Here is a 23,903-nt window from a genome sequence, read left to right as displayed (position 1 = left end):
CCGCACCACCGGATCCGTACCACCCAGAGAGGACCTCCCCATGGAAGACCGCTTCGACGTCGTCGTGCTCGGAGCAGGACCCGGCGGCTATGTGGCCGCCATCCGCGCCGCCCAGCTGGGCAAGCGGGTAGCGGTCGTCGAGGAGAAGTACTGGGGTGGTGTCTGCCTCAACGTCGGCTGCATCCCGACGAAGGCCCTGCTGCGCAACGCCGAGCTGGCCCACCTCTTCACGCACGAGCAGAAGACGTACGGCATCAAGGTCGACGGGCAGGTGTCCTTCGACTACGGCGAGGCGTTCAGCCGCAGCCGCACGGTCGCGGACGGCCGGGTCAAGGGCGTCCACTTCCTGATGAAGAAGAACGGCATCACCGAGTTCGACGGCCGGGGCACGTTCCTGGACGCCAACACGCTTCAGGTGGCGAAGTCCGACGGCACGACCGCCACGATCGGCTTCGACAACTGCATCATCGCCACCGGCGCCACGCCCCGGCTGCTGCCCGGCACGAGCCGCAGCGAGCGCGTGGTGACGTACGAGGAGCAGATCCTCGCCGACTCGCTGCCGGAGTCCATCGTGATCGCGGGCGCGGGTGCCATCGGCATCGAGTTCGCGTACGTCCTGCACAACTACGGCGTGAAGGTCACGATCGTCGAGTTCCTGGACCGCGTCGCGCCGCTGGAGGACGCCGACGTCTCCAAGGAGCTGGCGAAGCAGTACCGCAAGCTCGGCATCGACGTGCTGACCTCGACGCGTGTCGAGTCGATCGACGAGTCCGGCGAGAAGGTGCGGGTGACGGTCACCGGCAAGGACGGCAAGGAGCAGGTCCTGGAGGCCGACAAGGTCCTCCAGGCCATCGGTTTCGCGCCGAACGTCTCCGGCTTCGGCCTGGAGGCGACGGGGGTGGCGCTCACCGAGCGCGGTGCGATCGACGTCGACGGCCGCTGCCGCACGAACGTCCCGCACATCTACGCCATCGGTGACGTCACCGCGAAGCTGATGCTGGCGCACACGGCCGAGGCCATGGGTGTCGTGGCGGCGGAGACCCTTGCGGACGCCGAGACGATGGAACTCGACTACCCGATGATCCCGCGCGCCACGTACTCGCAGCCGCAGATCGCCAGCTTCGGCTGGACGGAGGCGCAGGCCAAGGAGAAGGGCTTCGACGTCAAGGTCGCGAAGTTCCCGTTCCAGGCCAACGGCAAGGCGCACGGCCTCGGCGACACCGTCGGCTTCGTGAAGATCATCAGCGACGCGAAGTACGGCGAGATCATCGGCGCCCACCTGATCGGCCCGGACGTCACCGAGCTGCTGCCCGAGCTCACCCTGGCCCAGCAGTGGGACCTCACCGTCCACGAGGTCGCGCGCAACGTCCACGCGCACCCGACCCTGGGCGAGGCCGTCAAGGAAGCGGTGCACGGCCTGGCCGGGCACATGATCAACTTCTGACGGGCCCGTCGGCGCCCCGGGCGCCCCGCCGCGACGCGAGTGACCGAAAGTGAGTCGTTCGAGTGGCGGGGCCGCCCGGTCCGGCCGATCCTGGGCGGAACACGACTGTTATGCCTCGGGGGCGAGGAGAGGCAGTAGCCGATGTTCTCTGGCCTGGGCCGATTCGTGGTGCGCCGCCCGTGGTGGATCATCCTGGCGTGGGTGGTGGCGGCCGGCGCCGTGATCTCGCTGGCGCCGAAGCTCACCTCCAGCAGCGACGAGGCGAGTTTCCTTCCCGATCACTACGAGTCCATTCGGGCCTCCGATGTGCAGGAGAAGGAATTCCCCAAGCAGCAGAACATCGGCGCCATCATCGTCTTCCAGCGCTCCGACGGCGAGAAGCTGACGGCCGCCGACTCCGCCGACGTGGTCCGCGTCTCCAAGGAGCTGCAGAGCCGGAAGATTCCGGAGGTGCAGGCCGTCGTGCCCGGCGAGGTCTCGCCCAACAAACAGGTGCAGACGTCCGTCGTCGCGATGCCGAAGATCACCGACCCCGAGGACACCTCGCAGCAGGACGCCGTGAAGGAGCTCCGGGACGACCTGAAGCCGGAGTTGAAGGGCACGGACCTCTCCGCCGGGATCACCGGCTCGGCGGCACAGGCGCTCGACGAGAGCGACGCGTCCGAGCGGGCGGGCCTGCTCGTCGGCGTCGGCACGATCGTGATCATCATCGTGCTGCTGCTTGTGATCTTCCGCAGCCCCATCATCGCGCTGCTGCCCGTCGTCCTCATCGGTCTGATCTCGCCGATGGCGACCGGCCTGATCGCCTCCGCCAACAAGGCCTTCGACATGAAGGCGGACTCCTCCATCCAGGAGCTCCTGACCGTCGTCCTGTTCGGCGTCGGCACGGACTACATCCTGTTCCTGCTCTTCCGCTACCGGGAGGCCCTGCGCGCGGGCGAGGACCCCAAGAGCGGCATGGTGCACGCCGTCGAGCGGGTCGGCGAGGCCATCACGTCGGCTGCGGGCGCCGTCATCGTCGCCTTCGCCGCGCTGACGCTCTCCTCGCTCGGCATGCTGCAGTCGATGGGCCCGGCGCTCGCCATCGCGGTGTTCGTGACCCTGCTCGCCGGTCTCACGCTCGTCCCCGCGGTGGTGTCCCTCCTCGGCACGAAGGTGTTCTGGCCGTCGAAGTCCTGGCAGAAGGAACCGCAGGGCACGGGGTTCGCCAGGCTCGGTGTGTCCATCGCCCGCAAGCCGGCCGTGTGGGCGCTGGTCTCCGCGCTGTTCATGGGGGCGCTCACGCTCGGCGCGCTCGGCTACAAGGCCAACTTCGACCTGGCCGGGTCGTCGCTGCCCAAGGACAAGGAGTCGATGGTCGCGCTGGACGACCTCCAGAAGGGGTTCCCCGCCGGCACCACCGACCCGACGTCCGTGTACCTCACCTCCACGACCGACGAGCCGGTGACGCAGGCGCAGGCAGGTGCCTTCCGCAAGCAGATCTCCGGCACCGAGGGCGTCGGCGAGGTCGCGGCGCCGCGCCTGAGCCCGGACCGTACGACGGCCTCGTACTCCGTGATCCTCGCGGACCCGCCGGCCTCCGACAAGGCGCTGGAGACCGTCAAGGACCGGCTGCGGCCCGCCGCCCACGAGTCCGCGCCGACCGGCACGAAGGCGCTCGTCGGCGGCATCACCGCGGTGTACGTCGACATCAACAGGGCGGTGGACCGCGACTATTCGGTGGTCTTCCCCGTGGCGGCGCTCGCCATCATGGTGATCCTCGGTCTGCTGCTGCGCAGCCTGGTGGCGCCCTGGTACCTGATGCTGTCCGTCGCGCTCGGCTTCGGCGCGACGCTCGGCGCGACTTCCTTGCTCTTCCAGCAGATCGGCAGCCAGCCAGGGCTGATGTTCATGCTGCCGGTGATCATGTACTTGTTCGTGGTCGCGCTCGGCACGGACTACAACATCCTCATGGTGTCGCGGCTGCGCGAGGAGGCCCGGGAGGGCCGCAGCCCGCACGACGCCGCGGGCACGGCGGTGCGCCACTCCGGGCCGACGATCGGCTCGGCGGGCGTCATCCTGGCGGGTACGTTCGCGACGCTCATGCTCGCGGGCAACTCGACGCTCTCCCAGATGGGCTTCTCGCTCTCCTTCGGCATCCTCATCGCCGCGTTCGTCATGGCTTTGATCTTCACTCCGGCGCTGACAGCGCTCATCGGGCACGCGGCCTGGTGGCCCGGCCACGGCGACGAGAAGCGGAACGGGCGCGGCGGGTCCGCGCCGCCGGATTCGGACGAGGAGCGCCTGGGGGGCGCGACGCGCAGCCGGTGAGACCGCCCGGGCGTCACGCGGCCGCCTCGGCCCGCACGATCCCGGTCAGCATCCCGCTCAGAGCCACGCACACCACGCCCGCACCGACGACGAGGCACATCCGGGCTACGCCGAATCCGGCGGCTCCCGCGGTGACGGCGGCGGCTCCGAGCGGGCCGAGCGAGTAGTGCGTCGTCCAGAACGCGGCCGTGACCCGCCCCAGCAGATGACCGGGGGTCACCTCCTGGCGCAGGGACATGGAGCAGATACCGGCGACACCCGTGGCGAGCAGCATGCCCGCCGAGAGTGCGCCGATCACCGGCACGCTGTCGGTGAGGCCGAGACAGGCGAGGGCGACTCCGCCGAGCGCGGTGGCTCCGATCCAACTGCGCCCGAACCCGAGGCCCTTGCGCACCTGGGTGACCACGAACGAGGCGAGGAAGGTGCCGACGGTACCCGCGCTCAGCACATAGCCCACCATGTCGTCCCCGTACCCGAGGTCCTTCTTGACGCGGAAGATGATGACGTCGGTCATGCCGTGCGTGAGGAAGATGACCAGGGACAGCAGTACGGTCAGCGGGCGCAGGACGGGGTGCGCCCACAGGAAGCGGATACCGGCGAGGAACTCCCCGCGCACGTCCCCGCCGGACGCCTTCTCCTCGTCGCCGCCGGGTGGCGGCGTCGGCCGCAGCTTGACGAGGAGGAGTCCGGCCGCGGACACGGCGAAAGTGGCGGCGTCGATCCCGATGGCGGCCACGGGCCCGAACGCCGCCGCGACGAAGCCCGCGAGGGTGGGCCCGCCGACCGTCGCCACGGCGTAGGAGCCGAAGAGGTGGGCGTTGGCCCGGATGATCTGGTCGGGCTCGACGATGGCGGGCACCACGGTCACGTACGTCACCTGGAAGAGCATCGCGAAGCCGCCGGTGAGCGGAACGACCGTGTAGATCAGCCACATCGGCGTCGCGAAGAGCCAGACCAGCGGGATCAGCGCGTACAGCAGACAGCGCGCCACGTCGGCGAGCATCAGGAGCGCGCGCCGGTCGAACCGGTCCGCGATCACACCGGCGAAGAGGCCCGTGACGATGGACGCGACGCCCGTCGCTCCCGTGACCAGGCCCATCTGGACGACGGAGCCGGTGCTGTGCAGCACGAGCAGCGGAATCGCCACGAACGAGAACGAGTCGCCGAGGGCGGAGAAGGTCTGGATGAGCAGGAAGACGCGGTAGTTGCGGTTGCTCCACAGGGAGGCCGGCGGGGTGCGGTCGGTCACCGCCGCTCACCGGCGCGTGCCGCGGCCAGTGCCGCGGCGGCCGCATCCCGGCCCGCCCGGTGGAACACCCGCTCGTTCGCGTCGACCGCGTGCACCCAGGCACGGTGCACCCGCACCGTCCGGGCCTCCCCCGCCAGCCCTTCGCGCACGCCCGCCTCCAGGGCGTCGGCGAGTCCGGCGTCGAGGATGTCCGTGCCGATGGGATTGTCGAAGGCGTACGTTCCCGGCTCGCGCCCCACGTCGAGGGTGACCCGCGCCCAGCCGCCGCAGCTGGTCTGGTTCCCGGCGGTGGCCGTCCGCCGGTACGGGAGGGCGCTCCACGCCGACTCGGCGGCCCGCGCGGCCAGTTCGTACTGTGTGCGCCAGTCGGAGTCGGGGAAGCTGAGGACGATCCTGTCGGCGCCTGCCCGCGCGAACTCGACGATCTTCTCGGCGGCCTGCTCCGGTGTCCCGTCGACCGCCATCGCGCCGGCGCGCCCGGCGCCGATGCCGTAGCGGCGCAGCACGGTCGCGGACGGCGGGTCGCGTCGCTCGCGGGTGCCGGCGGGGTCGAGCGTGGCCGGGACGGCGACGCTCACCATGGGGCTGACCTGGCGGCCCGCCTCGGCGCCGAGTTCGGCCAGGCGCGGCAGCGTCCGGGCGAGGTACGCGGGAGAGGCGAGGTTGGGGAACCAGTTGCCGTGCCGGACGGCGCGCCGCAGGTCCGCGTCCGACTCGCCGCCGATGAGGAAGGGCGGCCAGTTCACGCGCGGCCGCAGGGTCAGCTCGGTGCCGCCGACCTCCGTCGGATGGGCCACGAGCAGCTTTCTCAGTTGCTCCAGCGCACGGTCGGTGCGCTCGTCGCGCTCTTCGTACGGCACGCCGGTCGCCTCCCACACGGGTGAGTCGGCCAGGCCGCCGCGCCACTGCGCCCAGGCGCCTCCCCCCGTGTCGGCGCCCACCAACAGGCGCCCCTCGGAGAGGAATTGGAGGCTCTTGAGCTGCTGGGCGAGGTGGGCGACCTGGTGGACGGGGACCGTCAGGACTCCGTAGCCGACCTTGACGCGGGTGGTGACCGCGGCGGCCGTGGCGAGAGTGACCGTGGCGTCCAGTGTCGGGACACGCCCCGTCAGATGTCCGCTCGCCCACACGGACTCGAAGCCGAGCTCCTCCGCCCGGCGCGCCGCCGCGGCGAACTCCCCGGCCTGCCCCCGCGCTTCCGCGTCCAGCACCGGCAGGAACACCCCGATGTCGATGGCCACTGCCACTCCCCTCCCACGACCCGGCCATGAACGTTAGTGCAAGTTGCCTTTTCGTGGAAAGTGTGAGCACAGCCCGATCCCCTCCACGACCCTCATTGCTCACAGCTCGAACGAAAATGCAAGTGAAATCAATAAAGCCCGCAAAAGTCGGTAGCCTAGGAAAGGAAGAGAAATGTCAAGTCCGCCGCAGACCGTACTTGAATTTCTCTTACGCGTCCTCTACCAGCGCTTTCGGAGTGTTAGGGTTTCTTCTTGTCCCGAGCCGGGCCGCATTTGAACCGGCGCACCGCTCGGATTGCGCTGCGGCGTTCCGCCCCTTTGCAGGGGGTCACCGCCGCCCCTCACGCCGGAATGGATGAAGACCTTCCACGTCTGATTCCCGTTCCGGCGGAATGTGTCCACGCCTCGTTCTGGAGCTCTTTCATGTCTGCTGACAGCACGGCTGTCACCACTCCCTCACCGGCGGACACGGCCGGTGCCCCACCCGGCGGCCGGCATCTCGGCCTGGCCCTGTTCGTGATCGCCGCGGCCCAGCTGATGGTGGTGCTCGACGGCACCATCACCAACATCGCGCTGCCCAGCATCCAGACCGCGCTGGAGGTGTCCGACGCGAACCTGGCCTGGGTCGTCAACTCCTACGCGCTGGCCTTCGGCGGGCTGTTGCTGCTCGGCGGCCGGGCCGGTGACCTCTTCGGGCGACGGCGGATGTTCCAGGTGGGCATCGCCGTGTTCACCCTGGCATCGCTGCTCGGCGGGCTCGCCCCGAACGAGGGCCTGCTCATCGGCGCCCGCATACTCCAGGGCGTCGGCGCGGCGATCGCGGCGCCCAGTGCCCTCTCGCTGATCGCCACGACGTTCCCCGAGGGCAAGCCGCGCAACAAGGCGATGGGGGTCTACGCCGCGATGGCCGGCATCGGCGCCACCGTCGGCCTGCTGCTCGGCGGCGTCCTCACCGACGCCCTGGACTGGCGGTGGGTGTTCTTCGTGAACATTCCCATCGGCCTGGCCGTGCTCGCAGGGACCAGGACGCTCGTCGAGGCCGAACGCCACCCGGGCCGCCTCGACCTGCCGGGCACCGTCACCGGCACGGGCGGTCTGATCTCCCTCGTCTACGGCATCACGCGCGGCGGCGAGCACGGCTGGACCGACAGCCTGACGCTGTCCTGCTTCGCCGTCGCCGCCGTCCTGCTCAGCGCCTTCCTGCTCATCCAGAGCCGGAGCTCGCACCCGATGATGCCGCTGCGGCTCTTCAGGGACCGCAACCGGTCCGGGTCCTTCGCCACGATGCTGTTCATCGGCGCCGGCATGATGGCCACCTTCTACTTCCTCACCCTGTACATGCAGCTGATCCTCGGCTACAGCGCGGTCAAGACCGGCTTCGCCAACCTGCCGTTCAGCCTCGGCATGGGCATCGCGGCGGCCCTGAGCGCCAAGCTGGTCACGCGCCTGGCTCCCCGGGTGATCGCCGGGCCCGGCCTGCTGGTGGCGGCCTGTGGCATGTTCTGGTTCGCCACGCTCACCCCCGACTCGTCGTACACCGGGCATCTGATGCCGGCGATGTTCGTGACCGCGCTGGGTCTCGGGATGGGCTTCGTGCCGATGACGCTGGGCGCGGTCAGCGGCGTCGACCACCACGAGACGGGTATCGCGTCCGCGCTCCTGAACACCGCGCAGCAGATCGGCGGCGCCCTGGGCCTCGCCGTCCTGGCGACCATCTCCACCTCGGCGGCCGACGACCGGCTGCCCGAAGCGGCCGCCTCGTTCTACCGGGGCGTGGCCACGAAGGACCACGGCCTGGTGGCCGAGGCGGCCGACGCGCTGACCCACGGCTACACCATGGCCTTCGTGGGTGCGGGCGTCATGTTCCTGGCGGGCCTGGTCGTGACCGCTCTGGCCATCACCGCCCGGAAGCAGGAGACGGCCGAGGGCGCGGCGCCCGTGCACATGGGCTGAATCCGCGCCCGTAGGCGCTCAGTCGAGGGCTAGGGCTTCCAGTCGCCGAGCCAGTCGGCGGTCTCCTGGCTCGCCGCCTGGGCGTCCGTCAGGTGCGGGCGGTCTCCGCCGGGGCCGCCCGCACCCGGGCCGCTGTTCCTGTACTCGGCGAAACGGTCGTCCTTCCAGGAGAAGCCGCCCATGTCGGTCCAGGGGGCCGGCTTGATCGCGGCGCCGAGAGTGGTGTCGCGGACGGTGGTCTGCGGGTCGAGGGTCGCGTCACCGCCCGCGTGCCACGGCCGGCCGAGGTGGAAGCTCTTGGCGGACACGTCACCGTTCACCGTCGAGCGGGTGATGAGGAGGCCCTTGCGCCCGGCGGCGGTGCTGGGCGCGGTGACGTACCCGGCCGAGGTGCCGTTCCACCGCTTCTTCAAGGTGAGGACGGACTTGTCGATCACCGCGGTGGCGCGGCCGAAGACGAAGTCGGTGTTGCCGACGACGTAGGAATTGGTCATGTACACCCGGCCCGCCCTGTCCTTGGCGGCCGTGTCGAGGAGCAGGGTGTCCTGGTCGCCGCCGACGATGAGGGAGACGAGCCGGACCCGGTCGGCCGCGGTGCGCAGCGCCACCGCCTGATGTCCGTCCAGGCCCTGGTTGCCCGCCTCGTCAAAGTCGTTGGAGATGGTGAGGTTGCGGGCCGTGAAGTCGTCGGCCTCGGCTGCGAAGGTCGCGCTGCCGCTCGTGCCGTACTTCCCCGAGCCGTCCGGCTTCGGCGTCCCGGCTGCGTTGTTGAAGACGATGACAGTGTCCTTGCGGCCGGCGCCGGTGCCTTCGACCGTGACGTGCGGCTTGTTCGCGGGGACCTTGACCGTCTCGCGGTACGTGCCGGGGGCGATCCGGATCACGACGCGCGAGGAGTTGCCCGCGGGGACCGCGTCGACGGCCTTCTGCACGCTCGTGTACTGGCCGCTGCCGTCCTTGGCGACGGTGAGGGTGCGGTCGGCGCGCGGCCCGGCCGTCGTACCGATGGAACTCCGCGGCCCCGCCCCGGACTTGAGGAGCGCGGGCACGTCGGCCGCCTTGTCGAGCTTGTACTTGTAGTACGCCTTCGGGTCGAAGGCCGTGCCGCCGCTCTCGTTGCGGCCGCTGGTCTTGGAGAAGACGTTGCCGCGCTGGACGAGAGCGGCGGTGGCGTCCTTGATGACGGGGTTGTTGATGCCCTGGAAATAGCTGTTCTCCAGGACCATTTTCGTCCTGCCGCGCGAGTAATTGCCGTACGACGACGTGATGTCGGTGCCCGGGTCGTCCTGCAAGTAGTTGTTGTAGAGGTGGGCGTGGGCGACGTTGTCGGTCGAAGGGTTGCGCTGCTCGGTCTCGCGGAACCAGTTGTGGTGGATCGTGAGGTCGGCGGTGGCGTTCTCGGTCCAGCCGATGCCGAAGGTCTTGTTGTTGTCGCTGAGCCTGTTCCAGGACACGGTCACATTGGTGGTGTCCTTGCGGCTGTCGATCAGGCCGTCGGCCATGTGCCGCAGATCGTTGTGGTCGATCCACACGTGGTGCGCGCCGTCCATCTGGATCGCGTCCCAGTCGTGCTCCTTGTCGTTCCAGGTGCCGTGGTACGAGTCCCGGATCGTCAGGTTCCGGATGATCACGTTGTGGACGCCCTGGCCCAGGAAGAAGCCGCCGCCGACGATCTGACCCGAGGCGCCCGCGCCCACGATCGTCTTGTCGGAGGCGACCTTGATCTCCTTGCCCTTGGGGTCCATGGTGATCGCCGCCGCCACGACGATGACGTACGGCTCCGCGGCGGTCGCGTACTTCTCCAGGTCGGCGAGGGTCCGCACCGTGACGGTCCTGCCGCCCCGGCCGCCGTACGTCCCCTTCTGCCCCAGCGCGTGGACCGACGCGAAGCCGTCGGCGGTGTCGTCGGCCCAAGCGGGCACCGCGGCGGGCGCGGCCGCGGCCCGGGGCGCGGCCTCCTCGCCGAACGCCCCGAAAGCCGTGCCGTAGGCCATCACACCCGCGGCGGCGACGGCCAGCGGGACACCTGTCAGGAGGACCGTCTTCTTTCTGCGGTGCCGCGCCTTGCCGTGGAGCTCACTCATGCGTCGCTTCCCATCTGTACGTACGTGGGGGGACGCCCGTGTCCGGTGGAACGGGCCGCTGAGCAGTCGCCGCCGGGGGCGGAGAAGGTTGCCCGTCGATAGAATTTTTTCCGCGAGGTGTCGAGAACGCGCCGTCCGCTCCGACGTCCCCTGTGAAAGTCGCCCGCGAGGGGTGACGGCGCAGTCGAGGAGCGAAGTCATGAAGTATCTGGTGATGGTCCAGGGATCGCAGGCCGACTACGAAGCGATGGCGGGCAAGGCGTCCGCGAGCAGCCCGGCCTGGAGCGAGAAGGAACTGCAGGCGATGTTCGCCTTCATGAGCGAGGTCACCAACGACCTCGCCGAGTCCGGCGAGCTCATCGACGGACAGGGACTCACCGAGCCCGCGCAGACCCGCCTCGTGAGCCGGGACAAGGACGGCCGCCCGGTGATCACGGACGGCCCCTACGGCGAGACGAAGGAGGTGCTCGCCGGGTACTGGCTGCTCGAGTGCGCGAGCCTGGAGCGGGTCACCGAGATCGCGCAGCGCATCACCGAGTGCCCCGGGCCGGAGGGCGTCGTCGACCCGCCCGTCGTGATCCGTCCCGTCCAGGATTCCTCGGGGGGCGAGTGTTGAGACGTACGACCGAGGTCGAGGGCCTGCTGCGCCTGCACGCGCCGCAGGTCCTCGGCGCGCTCGTACGCCGGTACGGGCACTTCGGCGCCGCCGAGGACGCCGTGCAGGAGGCGCTGCTGGCGGCGGCGCGGCAGTGGCCGGACACCGGCGTGCCGGACAACCCGCGCGGCTGGCTGATCAAGGTCGCCGCACGCCGCCTGACGGACCAGCTCCGCGCCGACGAGGCACGGCGGCGGCGCGAGGAGGACGCGGCCCGCCTCACGCCCCGGGACGCCTTCACCGCTCCCCCACCGGGCGACAGCCGCGCCCCGGCGGACGACGACACGCTCACGCTGCTGTTCCTGTGCTGCCACCCCGAGCTGAGCCCGGCCGCGCAGGTCGCCCTGACCCTGCGCGCCGTCGGCGGTCTGACCACAGCCGAGATCGCCCGCGCGCACCTGGTGCCCGAGGCGACGATGGCGCAGCGCATCAGCCGGGCGAAGGCGAGGATCAAGGGGGTGCCGTTCCGGCAGCCGGGGCCCGAGGACCGCGACGCGCGGCTCGCCGCGGTCCTCCAGGTCCTCTATCTCATCTTCAACGAGGGCTACACCGCGACCTCCGGCGACGCCCTGCACCGCGCGGACCTCGCCCGCGAGGCGATCCGTCTGACGCGTGCGGTACGCCGCCTGCTGCCCCGGGAGGGGGCGGTGACGGGCCTGCTGGCGCTGATGCTGCTCACCGAGGCCCGCAGCGCGGCACGGACGGGGCCGCACGGCGAGCTGATCCCGCTCGACGAGCAGGACCGCACCCGCTGGGACCGGCGGGCGATCGCCGAGGGCACGGCGCTCGTCGAGGAGGCGCTGCCCCAAGGGCCGCCCGGCGCCTACCAGTTGCAGGCGGCGATCGCGGCGCTGCACGACGAGGCGGAGCACACGGACGCCACCGACTGGCCGCAGATCCTCGCCCTGTACGACGTTCTCGTACGCCTCACTCCCGAGCCCATGGCCGAACTCGGGCGGGCCGTGGCCTTCGCGATGGTGCACGGGCCCCGCGCCGGGCTCGGTGAACTGGACGCGCTGGAAGACCGGTTGAAGGGGCACTACCGGCTCGAAGCCGTCCGCGCCCACCTGCTGGAGAGGGCGGGCGACACCGAAGGCGCCCGCACCGCCTACCGGTCGGCGGCCCAGGGCACCCTCAGCCGCCCCGAGGCCCACTACCTTCAGACGCGCGCCGCCAGACTGGCGCCCTGAGCGGGGGCCGCGCCAAGCGGCGCGCAGTGTTCGGCGACGGTGTCGGCGAAGGCGCGGGCCAGCGGGCTCAGCGCGTCCCAGCGGCGCACCGCCCAGCCCACCGAAAGCGGCGGCAGCTCCGGGACCGGGACGAGACGGAGCCCCGCGGGACCGCTCTCGCGCCAGCCGGGCAGCGCGGGCACGACGGCCTGGCCGAGCCCCAGCTCCGCGAGGAGGACGGCCGTGTCCCAGTCGGCGACACTGGTCACGGTCGGCAGCGCCACGCCCAACTCTCCCAGATGCACGTCGAGTTGCCCGCGCGAGGTGGACCCCTCCGGGGGCGTGATGAGCTGCCCCGCGGCCAGTTCGGCGGGCTCGACGTGCGTCCGGCCGGACAGGGGGTCGTCGGCGCGGACGGCGAGGACCCAGGGCAGTTCGACGACAGGCCGCTGCTCGATGCCGCGCACGGGCTCCCCGAGAGTGATCCAGGCGAGGTCCAGGTCGTCGGCGGCGAGCGCGTCGAAGCAGCTGCGGCTGGAGCTCATGGTCTGAAACTCCAGGCTGACGCGCGGGTAGCAGTCCCGGAATCCGACGACGGCCTCGGCCATGAAGTGCCGTACGGAGGTGGCCCCTGTGGTGATCCGCACCGCCCCGCCGTCACCGCGCGCCTGTTCCCGCAGCCGGCGCACGGCCAAGTCGATGCCGCCGATCCCGTCGGCGGCGGCTGACTGGAGGATCCGCCCGGCCGAGGTGGGCACGACACCCCGCGCGTGCCGCTCCAGGAGACTCACGCCGAGCTCCCGCTCCAGGCGTTTGACGTGCTGGCTCACCGCCGACTGCGTACAGGAGAGGTCGCGGGCCACCGCGCTGAGGCTGCCGGCGCGGCACACGGCGATGAAGATTCGAAGGTCGTCGAGGGTCACGTGAGTGAAGTTATCCCTTGGGGGGATGCAAGAAAACCAGAGGATTGACTTGGGTTTTCGTCGTGCACCAAGATCGCTCATGGCCCGGGCGGCGACCCGGCGACGGGCGTCGACCCGGGGTTCACGGACCAGGTGTCCCGGGGCACGGGCCATCGACTCGGAAAAGGTGACGTGTGGAAGCACTTGAGATGGTGGCCGTCGGAGCCGCCGGTGTCGCGGCCGGCGGGCTCAACGCGGTGGTCGGGTCCGGCACCCTCATCACCTTTCCCACGCTGCTGGCCTTCGGCCTTCCGCCGGTGACCGCCAACGTGTCGAACAACCTCGGCCTGGTGCCGGGCACGCTGAGCGCCGCGTACGGCTACCGCCGGGAGATGAAGGGGCAGTTCAGACGCCTTGTGCGGTTCGGCACGGCCTCGCTCGTCGGCGGCCTGGTCGGCGCGCTGCTCCTCCTGCGCCTGCCCGCCGACGCCTTCCAGGCGGTGGTCCCCGCACTCATCCTCACCGCGTGCCTCCTGGTGCTCCTGCAACCGTGGCTGTCCCGCAGGCTCAAGAGCCGCCAGGGCACCGGGAAGACCGACGGCGGCGTGCCGATGTGGTGCGGAGTCCTCGTTACGGGCGTCTACGGCGGATACTTCGGCGCGGCCCAAGGGGTGCTGCTCATGGCCCTGTTCGGCACGTTCCTGCCCGACGACCTCCAGCGCCTGAACGCCGCGAAGAACGTGCTCGCCTCCCTCGTGAACGGTGTCGCGGCCGTCGTCTTCATCGCCGTCGCGGACATCGACTGGACGGCGGCCGGGCTGATCGCCGCCGGTTCGACGGCAGGCGGCCTCGTCGGCGCCCGCTTCGGCCGCAAGCTCCCGCCGCTGGCGATGCGCACGTTCATCGCCGTGGTGGGGACGACGGCTTCAGTGATCATGATCGTTCAGTAGCGGCCGCCCTCAGGGCGCCCCCCGGCGTAACGCGGGTCACAGGCAGACCCCCCGCGTCCAGGAACCTCGACCCATGGTTTATCGTTGAACATGATGTGACCCCGACCGAGATTCCCCCGTCCGGTCGGGGTCGCATTCCATTTATGTGGGTGTCTTGGGTGTCTTCGATTTCTTCGGTGGCTTCCCCTGTTTTCACGCCTTCGAGGGCGAATATGCCAACCGCACCGCGTCACCCGGGCCCGGGCGGCATCATGCGTCCATGGACGGTGCCAAGCCTGTGCAGGTCTTGTTCACGCCCGAGGAGTACGCCGCGATCCTGCTTCACGCGGAACGCCTCGGGATGCCGTTAGCCGAGTTCATCCGCCGCGCCGTGACCGTCCGGACCGAGGAGCGGCCCGGCCCGTGCCGGCCGTCCGACACCCGGCGCGGAGCGACCGTTCCGCCGGTCCAGCGTGGCCTCGGCAGAGACGGGACGCCCGCGCTCAAGCGGTTCCTCGACACCCTCGCCGCCTCCGCCGAGCCGAAGAGCCTGGGACGGGAGCGGGACCGGTGAGACTCAGGTGAGGACAATCTCCGGCTGGTAGAGGTCCAGCCAGAGCGCCAGGTCGAGCGTCCGCTCCAGATCCCGCCGCGAGGCCTGCGTGATCTGCGGCGCCTCCCGCTCGGCGGCCCGCGCCGCCCGCTCCCGGTCCACCAGGTCGAAGACGGGGTGCCCGGGCCGCGCGAGCAGGTCCTTGACGTGCCCCTGGAGCGCGACCCCGTACTTGGGGTCCTGCGTGGAGGGGTACGGGCTCTTCACCCGGTCGTAGACCGAGCGCGGCAGCACATCGGCCGTCGCCTCGCGCAGCAGGCTCTTCTCCCTGCCGTCGAAGGACTTCAGCGCCCAGGGCGTGTTGTACACGTACTCGACCAGACGGTGGTCGCAGAACGGGACGCGCACCTCCAGGCCGACGGCCATGCTCGCGCGGTCCTTGCGGTCCAGCAGGACGCGCACGAATCGCGTCAGGTGCAGATGGCAGATCTTCCGCATCCGGAACTCGAAGTCGCTCTCGCCGTCGAGGCGCCGGATGCCGGAGACGGCCGTCGCGTAGCTCTCCTTGATGTACGCGGGGAGGTCGAGCGCGGCGGTCAGGTCGGGGCGCAGGACCCCGGCGTCGTCGCCGAAGTGGTCGGCGAACCGCACCAGCCAGGGGAAGGTGTCGGCCGTCCGCGCCGTCTCGTCGAAGAACTGCAGATAGCCACCGAAGACCTCGTCCGCGGACTCCCCGGACAGCGCCACCGTGGAGTGCTCGCGGATGGCGCGGAAGAGGAGGTAGAGGGAGGCGTCCATGTCGCCGAAGCCCATCGGTATGTCCCGCGCGCGGATCATCTTGGCGCGCACGTCCGGGTCGGCCAGGGCGTTCGAGTCCAGAACGATGTCGCGGTGCTCGGTGCCCGCCGACTTCGCCACGTCGTGCACGAAGGGCGTGTCGGGCGTGGAGCGCAGCTCGTCGGCGACGAAGTTGTCGGCCTGGCCGACGAAGTCCACGGCGAAACTGCGTACCGTCTCGCCCGCCTCGGCGAGCTGCCGTGCCGCGATCGCCGTCATCGCCGAGGAGTCGAGGCCGCCGGAGAGCAGTGTGCAGCGCGGCACGTCGGAGACGAGCTGGCGGCGCACGATGTCGTCGAGGAGCTCCCGCACCTTGGCGACGGACGCGTCGCGGCCGTCGGTGTGCGGGCGCGTCTCCAGGGACCAGTAGACGTGCCGGCGCAGACCGGAGCGGTCCACCGTCACGACGGTGCCGGGCTCGACCTCGCGCATGCCGTCCCACACGGCGTGGCCGGGCGTCTTGACGACGGTGAACACCTCTCGCAGGCCGTCCAGGGTGACGCGGCGCCTGGCCAGCGGGTTGGCGAGGATCGCCTTGGGCTCGGAGCCGAACAGGACGCCGTCGGACGTCTCGTAGTAGTAGAAGGGCTTGATGCCCATGCGGTCCCGGATCATGACGAGCTTGTCGTGGCGCGCGTCCCAAATGGCGAAGGCGTACATGCCGTTCAGCCGCTCGGCGAGGGCCTCGCCCCATTCGAGGTAGCCGCGCAGCACGACCTCGGTGTCGGACTCGGTGGTGAACCGGTGGCCGCGGCCCGCCAGCTCGCGGCGGAGCTCGGTGAAGTTGTACGTCTCCCCGGAGTAGACCAGGGCGACGGTGCCCTGCGGTGTCCCGACGGTCATGGGCTGGCGGCCGCCGGGCAGGTCGATGATCGCGAGCCGGCGGTGCCCGAGCGCGGCGGGTCCGCCGGTCCACGTGCCGCGGTCGTCGGGACCGCGGCAGGACATCGTCTCCGTCATGGCGTCCAGGGTGGTGGACTCGGCCGCCAGATCACGGTCGAAGGAGACCCAGCCGGTGATGCCGCACATGCGCTTTCCTTCCGCTCGCCGAACTAGGTGTAACTAGCACCTATGTCGGCAGCGTGCGCCTTCGATTGCGTACGGTCAACGCGCCCGAGGCGCGGCCGCCGCGCCGAACCCGACGATTCCGGCCGCTCTTTGCCAAGGCCAGAGCCGGGGCTGGCGACAGCCTCGCCCGTCCGACCCGGCCGCACAGGGAGCGGCCCACGCGGCGGAACGAAACATTCCGGCCATGGGCAAAGACTTGTCAACGATCCTCCGCGGCGGCACCCAACAGCGCCGCCGCGTCCTCGCGCGCCTGGTCGACAGCGGCAGGGAACACATGCAGGCCGTGCGCCACGAGCGCACCCTCGTGCAGCAGCATCAGCGTCCGCCCCAGGCGCGCCGCCCCGCGCGGCGCGATCTCCTCGGCGAGACCGGTGAAGAGCGCGAGCATCCAGGCCTTCTGGCCGGTGATGATCGGGTACGCGGGATGGGCGGGGTCACTGATCTCCGCGTGCGCGTTGACCATGCTGCACCCCTTGCCCGAGTGCTCGTCGGCCCAGTCGCGCGAGGCCTCGAAGACGGCGAGGACCCGGGCGCGCGGCGACGGCGCGGCCTCCAGGTACGGGGCGAGGAACGCCCGCCAGCGCTCGTCCCGGTCGGCGAGGTACTCGACGACGATCTGCTCCTTGGACCCGAACCGGTCATAGAGGGTCTTCTTCGTCACCCGGGCCTCGGCGGCGATCAGGTCCACGCCGACGGCGTGGATGCCCCGCTCGTAGAAGAGCCGCCCCGCGGCGTCGAGCGCGCGGCGCGCACCCGGCGTCATGACGATGCGCCGCGGCGGCGCCGCCCCGTCGTCCGTTCCGTCGTCCGTTCCGTCCACGTCGCCTCCGTACACGTCGTCGCTCATGGAACCCATAGTAGACCGATCTGTATACTCGGCCACAGGTATACAGATCGGTCTACTCATCCGTTCGCTCATCGGTTGACTCAACCGGGCCTGACCACAGGGAGGGATTCATGAACATCCTGCTGTCGGCCGCATTCGTTCTGACCTGGAGCTCCGGGTTCATCGGCGCCAAGCTGGGCGCGGGCAGCGCGTCCGCGGTGACGGTTCTCATGTGGCGCTTCCTGCCGCTGGCCGTCGTGCTCGGGCTCGTCGCCCTGCTCCTGGCGCGGGCCTCGTGGCGGGGTCTGACGGCACGTGACATCGGGCGGCAGGCGGCCGTCGGGGCGCTGTCGCAGAGCGGCTATCTCCTCACCGTGTACTACGCCATCCAGCTCGGCGTCTCCAGCGGTACGACCGCGCTGATCGACGGGACCCAGCCGCTGGTCGCGGGCGCCCTCGCCGGGCCGCTGCTCGGCCAGTACGTCTCCCGCACGCAGTGGATCGGGCTGGGTCTCGGCGTGAGCGGAGTCGTCATCGTCACCGCTGCCGACTTCGCGGGCGGCGGCGACGCCCCGTGGTGGGCCTATCTCGTGCCGTTCCTCGGCATGTTCTCGCTGGTGGCGGCGACGTTCCTGGACCGGCGCACGTCCCGTCCGATCGGCCCTTCGGTGTCGATGACCGTCCACTGCGTGACCAGTGCCGTGATCTTCACGGGACTCGCGCTGGCGGCGGGAGCCGCGACACCGCCGGCCGAAGCATCGTTCTGGACGGCCATCGGATGGCTGGTGGCGCTCTCCACCTTCGGCGGGTACGGCCTGTACTGGCTGATCCTGCGGCGCTCCGGGGTCACCCAGGTCAACACGCTGATGTTCCTCATGGCGCCGGTGACCGCCCTGTGGGGTGCCGTGATGTTCGGTGAGCCCTTCGGCCCGCAGACGGCGACGGGTCTGGCCGTCGGACTCGCGGCAGTGGTCGTCGTGCGGCATGGCGCGGGCCGGCCCGCCGCCTCCGCACCCAATGCCTCGGTCAGCGCGGAGTCAGGAACGCCTGCACCGCGGGCGCGTACCGGTCGGTGATCTCGGCGATCTCCGCGGCGCGCAGGTGCGGGCCGCGGGCGATGCCGTACATCACGCCCAGGCCGAGCAGCATGCCCACGGCGAGCTCGGCCCGCAGGCCCGCGTCCGGGCCCGGCAGCCGCTCGCTCAGCCGCTGGGCCACCTGGGCACGGAAGTTGGCGCGCAGTATGTCGCCCTGCTCCCCGTGGAGCGGGGCGAAGACGATGCGCAGGATCGGGTCGGCGCCCCGCTCCGCCTGCCCGGTGAGCAGGTGCCGGACCATGTGGCGGCCGAGGTCGGCCACGGGTGCGTCGAGGAAGTCCTCGGCATCGGCGTCGAACGACATGACCCGGGAGAACAGCGCGTCCTTGTTGCCGAAGTACTTGAGGATCAACGGCGCGCTCACACCGGCGCGTTCGGCGACGGCCTTGAGGGTGATGTCCCCGTGCGCGTGCCGGGCGAGGAGATGGCGGGCGGCGCGGACAATGGCCCCTTTGGTCGCCTCGGCGTCCCTGCGGCCCGCGGGCGGCGGGGCCGGGTCCGAGGCCGTCGTGCCTGCCGCGTCCGTCGTCGTCACGTTCCTCACCGCCATAGTCACCTTCCGTCCAGGGCGGTCTCCTGGGCGGGCCCGCCGCGCCCGGCTGTCGTGCGCGCACCCTCCGGGGCCGGTTCCGAGGGTATGGCCAGGGCAGCCGCGCAGGCGACGAGCGCGACCGTTCCCGCAAGGATGAACGCGAGCCGGTAGCCGCCGAGGGTGGGGACCTGGACGCCCTCGACCAGTGAGGTGTGCCGGACGAGCACGGCGGCGACGGCCGCGCTGGAGAGGCTCTGACCGACCGTCCGCATCAGCACGTTCACGCCGTTCGCCGACGCGGTCTGCTCGACCGGCACCGCCCGCAGGATCAGCGTGGGCAGTGCCGAGTACGCGAAGGTCGTCCCGGTCGCCACGACCGCGGCGCCCGCCACGATCACCCACAATTCCCTGCTGTCCACGATGCGTACGACGTAGCCGAGCGCCATGAGCGCGGCGCCGACGGCAAGGGTCACCCTGGGGCCGCGTGCCGTCGAGACCCGGGCCGACACCGGCGAGAGGACCAGCATGATCACCCCGTTGGGCAGCAGGCACAGGCCGGTCGCCACGATCGAGAGCTCCAGGCCGTAACCGCTCGCGAGGGGTGCCTGCACCAGTTGCGCGGTGACCAACGAGTTGGCGTAGAAGGCGAATCCGGCGAGCAGCGCGGCCACGTGCGGCAGCGCCACGCGCCGCCCGGACGCCAGCCGCAGGTCCACCAGTGGCTGCTTCGCCCGCAGTTGCATGCGCCACCACAGGGGGAGGATGACGCAGGCGCCCGCGAACAGACCGAGGACCGGGCCGCTCCCCCACCCCCACTGGCCGCCCTGCGACACCGCGAGCAGCAGACAGACCAGTCCTGCCGCGAGACCGAGCGCGCCCCAGGTGTCGAACCGCCCCGGCGAGCGCACCGGCGACTCCCGCACGGCCCACCGGGCGAGCAGGAGTCCGAGCGTGCTCAGGGCCGCCGTGGCCCAGAACATGGCGTGCCAGTCCGCGTACTGCACGATGAGCGCGGCCAGCGGCAGACCGAGCGCGGCCCCGATCCCGACGGTCGAGCTCATCAGGGCGACCGCGGACGCGGTGCGCCGGGGCGGGAGTTCGTCGCGCAGGATGCTGATGGACAGCGGCACCACCGCGGCGGACGCGCCTTGCAGGGCACGGGCCGCGATCAGCACCCGGATGTCGGACGTGAGCGCGCAGAGCACGGAGCCCCCGGCCATCAGTCCGAGGGCGAGCAGCAGGACGCGGCGCTTGCCGTACATGTCGCCGGCCCGGCCGAGGACCGGGGTGAGGACCGCTCCGGACAGCAGGGTCGCGGTGACCAGCCAGGACACGGTTCCGGCCGAGCTGCCGGTCAGCCGGGGCAGATCGGGCAGCAGCGGCACGACGACCGTCTGTGTGACAGCCATGAGGATGCCGCCGAAGGCCAGGACGGGAACGGTCAGCCGGGCGCGCGGACCCCTCGCGTCACCCGGCGGCGGAACGGGCCCCATGACGTCTCCCCCGTCCGCATGAGGTGAATTCCAATTCACCATAGGGGTGAATGGCGATTCACCGCCAGCAAGTCGACGGGTGGTCCGGTGGAAGGGGAGACTCCGCGGCTCTCCCTCGTGAGACGTCCGGGGCGCCCGCGTCAGGGCCGTGAACCGGCCGCGACGGACGTGGGGCCGCTGCCGCGGGAGGTTCCCGTCGGGCGGCTTCGGTCATACTGCGGCCCATGAATCGACTCCGTATAGGCCTGGTGGGCACGGGTCCCTGGGCCTCCTCCACACATGCCCCCGCGCTGGCCCGGCACCCGGGTGTCGACCTCGTCGGCATCTGGGGCCGCAGGCCCGAGGCGGCGGCCCCGCTCGCCGCCGCGCACAGGACGACGGCGTACGCGGACGTGGACGAGCTGTTCGCCGCCAGTGACGCCGTGGCGTTCGCCGTACCGCCCGACGTACAGGCGCCCCTCGCGGCGCGGGCCGCGGCGGCGGGCTGTCATCTGCTGCTCGACAAGCCGGTGGCCACGACCGTGGAGGGGGCTCGGGACCTCGCCTCGGCGGCCGAGCGCGCCGGGGTGGCGTCCGTGGTCTTCTTCACGCTGCGCTTCGCCGCCGACACATCGGCGTGGCTGTCCGAGCAGATGACCACGGGCGGCTGGTTCACCGGCCGCGCCGACTGGTACGGCTCGTTCTACGCTCCCGACGGCACCGCGCCGTTCTCGTCACCGTGGCGTGCGAGCCGGGGCGGACTGTGGGACGTGGGCCCGCACGCCCTGTCGATGCTGATCCCCGTGCTCGGCGAGGTGAGCAACGTGACCGCCGCGCCCGGCCCCGGGGACACGGTCCATCTGATCCTGCGGCACACCGGCGGCGCGTCCAGTACGGCGACGCTGAGTCTGACGGCGCCGCCGAAGTGTGCGGGGCTGACGGTGGAGCTGCGCGGCGAGAGCGGCACGGTCGTGCTGCCGTCGTGGGAGGAGCCCGGCGAGGCGTTCCGGACGGCGGTCGACGGACTCGTCGAGGCCGCGGGCAGCGGAACGGCGCATCCGTGCGATGTCCGGTTCGGGCTGCGGGTCACGGAGATTCTGGCGCAGGTGGAGGAGCAGATCACGGCCACGTGATACGCCCGGGGTCAACCACGGGCGGTCGGTACCGTGGCCGCTACGTAATGGCGAGTGACGGCACCGACCGCAGCCGGTGGTCCTACGGAACCAGCGCGGGAAGAACAGCGGTGCGGTCCTGCGCTGCTCCGATTCCGACCACTCCGAAGACTCAGGTCAGAATACGAACAGTTGTCCCACACGCTTCCCGCATCGGCCCAGTAGGCCTAGGGGGTACCCAATGCCGGGGAATTTCAGCCATTCTCAAGCTCCCCGGACAAGATGCCCCGCTGTTGCGCACGAGCGCCATCCGACGATCAAACTCGCAGGTCGGTGACCCCGCACGCTCCATGATGCCCCAGCGACTGATCGTTTTCTTCGGGCAATGTTTACTACCAAAGCCGATGTGAATATTTAGACTGATCACGCTCCAACTCGGCGTGCACCAAGAGGGATTACCCACCATGAACAAGACGGCGCTCCGCGCTCTGCTCCGCGAACGACGCGCCCTCATAGCCCCCGAATCGCACGGCTTCGCCCGCCCGACAGGTCAGGGCCGGCGCGCGCCCGGCCTGTCGCAGCACCAGGTCGATCAGTTGCTCCACCGCACGTTCGGGACGTATCACCGTCTTGAATCCGGCAATTACCCCAATCCGCCGACCTCGCTGCTCCGGGACGTGGCCCGCCTCTTCGGGCTCAACGAGCAGGAATGGGTGTCCCTCTGCCGCTACGCACTGCTTCAGGACCCGCCGGGCCCGCTCCACCTCTCCTCCGGCAAGGAGGTGCCCGGTGTCTGGCAGGAGGCGGTCGACGGAATCGGGCACATGGCGTACGTGACGGACGCGTCCTGGGAGATGCTCGCCTACAACGCGGCGTTCGCCGCCATGTTCCCGAGCGGCAAGGTCCCCGGCAACACCCTGCGCTGGATGCTCCTGGACCCGCACGGCCGCGAGACATTGATGAACTGGCACACCGCCTGGGCCCCCATGGTGCTGCCGCAGCTGCGGGCCGCGCTCGCCACCAGGCCGGACGACGACATCCTGCGGCAGATGGAGAAGGAGGTCCTCGCCGACCCCGAGACCGCCGATCTCTACGCCGCGGGCAACTCCCATCCGCATCCCGACGGCGACGAGCGCCCCCTGCTGCACGCGCTGGAGGGCCCCGGCTGGGTCACCATGTGCGCCGCGCAGCCCCTGACGGCGCCCGGCTCCCGGCTGATGATCCTGGTGTTCCACCGCGGCTCGCAGCGCATCCACTCGCGTGCACCCATTCTCCGCTCGGACTGACGCGGCCGCCCCTTCGCGCGAGGCGCACCTTCGCGAGTGCTCGCGGCTCGCTGCTCAACAGGGCACTCCCAGCACAGTGCAGTACTTTGGCCACACCCCCACCCGCTCCGCAGACTCTGGGGAGTCGCCTCGTGACTGCTCACGTACTGAGACCCCACACCGTCGTCGGCGACCACAAGGTCACCACCGCCGAGATAGCCGACGACGTGCGTACGCGCCACTCCGACCACCCCCGCCTGCGCGCGATACTCCGCGTCATCGGCAACAGCGGTGTACAGACCCGCTACTTCACGCGCCCCCTCGGCTCCCCCACCGTCTCCGGAACGGCCGACGTCGACGAGCGCATCCGTACAGCCTTCGCCGACGCCCTCGACATGGCGGAGCGGGCCGCGGCCACGGCCCTGGACAGCGCCGGTCTCACCGCCCGGGACATCGACGCGATCATCACCACGCACACCACCAGCTGGGCCGTCCCCAACCTCGACATCCATCTCGTCTCGCGGCTCGGACTCCGCCCCGACCTGCGTCGCGTCGCACTCACCACGGTGGCCTGCCCCGGCGGCACCCAGGCCCTCACCCGCGCCGCCGACCTCGTCGCCGCTCGGCCGGACAGCAAGGTCCTCGTGGTGGCCTCCGAGGTGCTGTCCAGCATCTACCACCACAGCGACACCACCATCGAATCGATGATCTACAAGGCCCTGTTCGGGGACGCGGCCGCCGCGACGATCGTCACCGGCACACCGCTGGGGCCGGGCCTGGCCATCGAGGACACCTTCGAGTACGTCCTGCCGGACAGCCTCGAACGGCAGCGCGGCCGGATCGCCACGGACGGCATCCACTTCGACTCCACGAAGCAGGTCCTGGCCGCCGTCACCGACGTGCTGCCCCGCCTCCTGGAGTGGCTGGGGCCGCGGCAGTTGGATTTCGCCGTCATCCACCCGGGCAGCCCCCGCATCATCGGCGACACGGCCGATGCCCTGCACCTGGACGAGCACGCCGCGCGGCACTCCACGGACACCCTCCGCCACGAGGGGAACCTCGGCGGCGTGAGCATCCTGCGCGTCCTGGAACGCACCCACGCCGACCCGCCCGGCGACGGCACGCACGGCGCGGCCATCGCCTTCGGCCCGGGTTTCGCCACGGCGGCCGTGCGCTGCCGGTGGCAGGACCGGGGCCGGTAATTC

General features: G+C 70.8%; 19 protein-coding genes. 11 read left to right on the top strand and 8 right to left on the bottom strand.

Annotation, left to right across the window (positions count from 1 at the left end):
• Nucleotides 1–40: 40 nt before the first annotated feature.
• Together lpdA and AB0N81_RS11280 are read left to right on the top strand one after the other, a co-directional pair.
• Nucleotides 41–1,444: a dihydrolipoyl dehydrogenase gene (gene lpdA / locus AB0N81_RS11285; protein ID WP_365357534.1), complete on the top strand. Its 1,404-nt coding sequence runs from the start codon at nt 41–43 to the stop codon at nt 1,442–1,444.
• Nucleotides 1,445–1,585: 141 nt separating this feature from the next.
• Nucleotides 1,586–3,754, top strand: a complete 2,169-nt coding sequence (locus AB0N81_RS11280; protein WP_365357533.1) for an MMPL family transporter — start codon at nt 1,586–1,588, stop codon at nt 3,752–3,754.
• Between the two features lie 13 nt (nt 3,755–3,767).
• On the opposite strand, the gene AB0N81_RS11275 is transcribed toward AB0N81_RS11280, so the two are convergent.
• Complete coding sequence (locus AB0N81_RS11275) at nt 3,768–5,003, bottom strand: MFS transporter (protein ID WP_365357532.1); 1,236 nt, start codon at nt 5,001–5,003, stop codon at nt 3,768–3,770.
• Nucleotides 5,000–6,244: an LLM class flavin-dependent oxidoreductase gene (locus AB0N81_RS11270; protein WP_365357531.1), complete on the bottom strand. Its 1,245-nt coding sequence runs from the start codon at nt 6,242–6,244 to the stop codon at nt 5,000–5,002. The genes AB0N81_RS11275 and AB0N81_RS11270 overlap by 4 nt, the downstream gene beginning before the upstream one ends.
• 423 nt (nt 6,245–6,667) lie before the next feature.
• Here AB0N81_RS11270 and AB0N81_RS11265 point away from each other — a divergent pair, with 423 nt between their 5' ends.
• Nucleotides 6,668–8,197, top strand: a complete 1,530-nt coding sequence (locus tag AB0N81_RS11265; RefSeq protein WP_365357530.1) for an MFS transporter — start codon at nt 6,668–6,670, stop codon at nt 8,195–8,197.
• 29 nt (nt 8,198–8,226) lie between these two features.
• Here the strand turns inward: AB0N81_RS11265 and AB0N81_RS11260 are convergent, their stop codons facing one another.
• Nucleotides 8,227–10,281, bottom strand: a complete 2,055-nt coding sequence (locus AB0N81_RS11260) for a pectinesterase family protein (RefSeq protein WP_365357529.1) — start codon at nt 10,279–10,281, stop codon at nt 8,227–8,229.
• A gap of 199 nt (nt 10,282–10,480) precedes the next feature.
• Here AB0N81_RS11260 and AB0N81_RS11255 point away from each other — a divergent pair, with 199 nt between their 5' ends.
• Both AB0N81_RS11255 and AB0N81_RS11250 read left to right on the top strand, forming a co-directional pair.
• Nucleotides 10,481–10,897, top strand: a complete 417-nt coding sequence (locus AB0N81_RS11255; RefSeq protein WP_365357528.1) for a YciI family protein — start codon at nt 10,481–10,483, stop codon at nt 10,895–10,897.
• Nucleotides 10,891–12,126, top strand: coding sequence for a sigma-70 family RNA polymerase sigma factor (locus AB0N81_RS11250; RefSeq protein WP_365357527.1), 1,236 nt, complete (start codon nt 10,891–10,893; stop codon nt 12,124–12,126). The genes AB0N81_RS11255 and AB0N81_RS11250 overlap by 7 nt, the downstream gene beginning before the upstream one ends.
• Here AB0N81_RS11250 and AB0N81_RS11245 read toward each other — a convergent pair.
• Nucleotides 12,096–13,028, bottom strand: a complete 933-nt coding sequence (locus AB0N81_RS11245) for a LysR family transcriptional regulator (RefSeq protein WP_365357526.1) — start codon at nt 13,026–13,028, stop codon at nt 12,096–12,098. The genes AB0N81_RS11250 and AB0N81_RS11245 overlap by 31 nt on opposite strands.
• A 173-nt stretch (nt 13,029–13,201) precedes the next feature.
• Between AB0N81_RS11245 and AB0N81_RS11240 the strand changes: the two genes are divergently transcribed.
• On the top strand, nt 13,202–13,957 hold the full coding sequence (locus tag AB0N81_RS11240; RefSeq protein WP_365357525.1) for a sulfite exporter TauE/SafE family protein: 756 nt from the start codon (nt 13,202–13,204) through the stop codon (nt 13,955–13,957).
• Between the two features lie 259 nt (nt 13,958–14,216).
• Nucleotides 14,217–14,510: a hypothetical protein gene (locus AB0N81_RS11235; RefSeq protein ID WP_365357524.1), complete on the top strand. Its 294-nt coding sequence runs from the start codon at nt 14,217–14,219 to the stop codon at nt 14,508–14,510.
• Nucleotides 14,511–14,513: 3 nt separating this feature from the next.
• On the opposite strand, the gene asnB is transcribed toward AB0N81_RS11235, so the two are convergent.
• Together asnB and AB0N81_RS11225 are read right to left on the bottom strand one after the other, a co-directional pair.
• The gene (asnB, locus tag AB0N81_RS11230; protein WP_365357523.1) at nt 14,514–16,355 is read right to left on the bottom strand and encodes an asparagine synthase (glutamine-hydrolyzing); all 1,842 of its coding nucleotides are present in this window, start codon (nt 16,353–16,355) and stop codon (nt 14,514–14,516) included.
• Nucleotides 16,356–16,593: 238 nt separating this feature from the next.
• A complete protein-coding gene (locus AB0N81_RS11225) occupies nt 16,594–17,157 on the bottom strand; it encodes a helix-turn-helix domain-containing protein (RefSeq protein WP_365357819.1) in 564 nt (187 codons plus the stop codon).
• Nucleotides 17,158–17,351: 194 nt separating this feature from the next.
• On the opposite strand from AB0N81_RS11225, the gene AB0N81_RS11220 reads away from it, so the two are divergent.
• Nucleotides 17,352–18,296, top strand: coding sequence for a DMT family transporter (locus AB0N81_RS11220; protein WP_365357522.1), 945 nt, complete (start codon nt 17,352–17,354; stop codon nt 18,294–18,296).
• Here AB0N81_RS11220 and AB0N81_RS11215 read toward each other — a convergent pair.
• Nucleotides 18,247–18,852, bottom strand: a complete 606-nt coding sequence (locus AB0N81_RS11215) for a TetR family transcriptional regulator (RefSeq protein WP_365357818.1) — start codon at nt 18,850–18,852, stop codon at nt 18,247–18,249. The two genes, AB0N81_RS11220 and AB0N81_RS11215, sit on opposite strands and share 50 nt — an antisense overlap.
• 17 nt (nt 18,853–18,869) lie before the next feature.
• The gene (locus AB0N81_RS11210; protein WP_365357521.1) at nt 18,870–20,342 is read right to left on the bottom strand and encodes an MFS transporter; all 1,473 of its coding nucleotides are present in this window, start codon (nt 20,340–20,342) and stop codon (nt 18,870–18,872) included.
• A gap of 224 nt (nt 20,343–20,566) precedes the next feature.
• On the opposite strand from AB0N81_RS11210, the gene AB0N81_RS11205 reads away from it, so the two are divergent.
• The 3 genes from AB0N81_RS11205 (at nt 20,567) to AB0N81_RS11195 (ending at nt 23,900) form a co-directional block, all read left to right on the top strand.
• Nucleotides 20,567–21,454 (top strand): Gfo/Idh/MocA family oxidoreductase, encoded by an 888-nt coding sequence (locus tag AB0N81_RS11205; RefSeq protein ID WP_365357520.1) that lies wholly within the window; start codon nt 20,567–20,569, stop codon nt 21,452–21,454.
• 443 nt (nt 21,455–21,897) lie between these two features.
• Complete coding sequence (locus AB0N81_RS11200) at nt 21,898–22,719, top strand: helix-turn-helix domain-containing protein (RefSeq protein ID WP_365357519.1); 822 nt, start codon at nt 21,898–21,900, stop codon at nt 22,717–22,719.
• 131 nt (nt 22,720–22,850) lie between these two features.
• On the top strand, nt 22,851–23,900 hold the full coding sequence (locus tag AB0N81_RS11195; protein ID WP_365357518.1) for a PhlD: 1,050 nt from the start codon (nt 22,851–22,853) through the stop codon (nt 23,898–23,900).
• Nucleotides 23,901–23,903: the final 3 nt, after the last annotated feature.

The sequence above is a fragment of the Streptomyces sp. NPDC093510 genome, from assembly GCF_040683555.1.
GTDB lineage: Bacteria > Actinomycetota > Actinomycetes > Streptomycetales > Streptomycetaceae > Streptomyces.
Note: the sequence above shows the minus strand (reverse complement) of the source record. Positions and strands in the feature narration are given on the sequence as shown.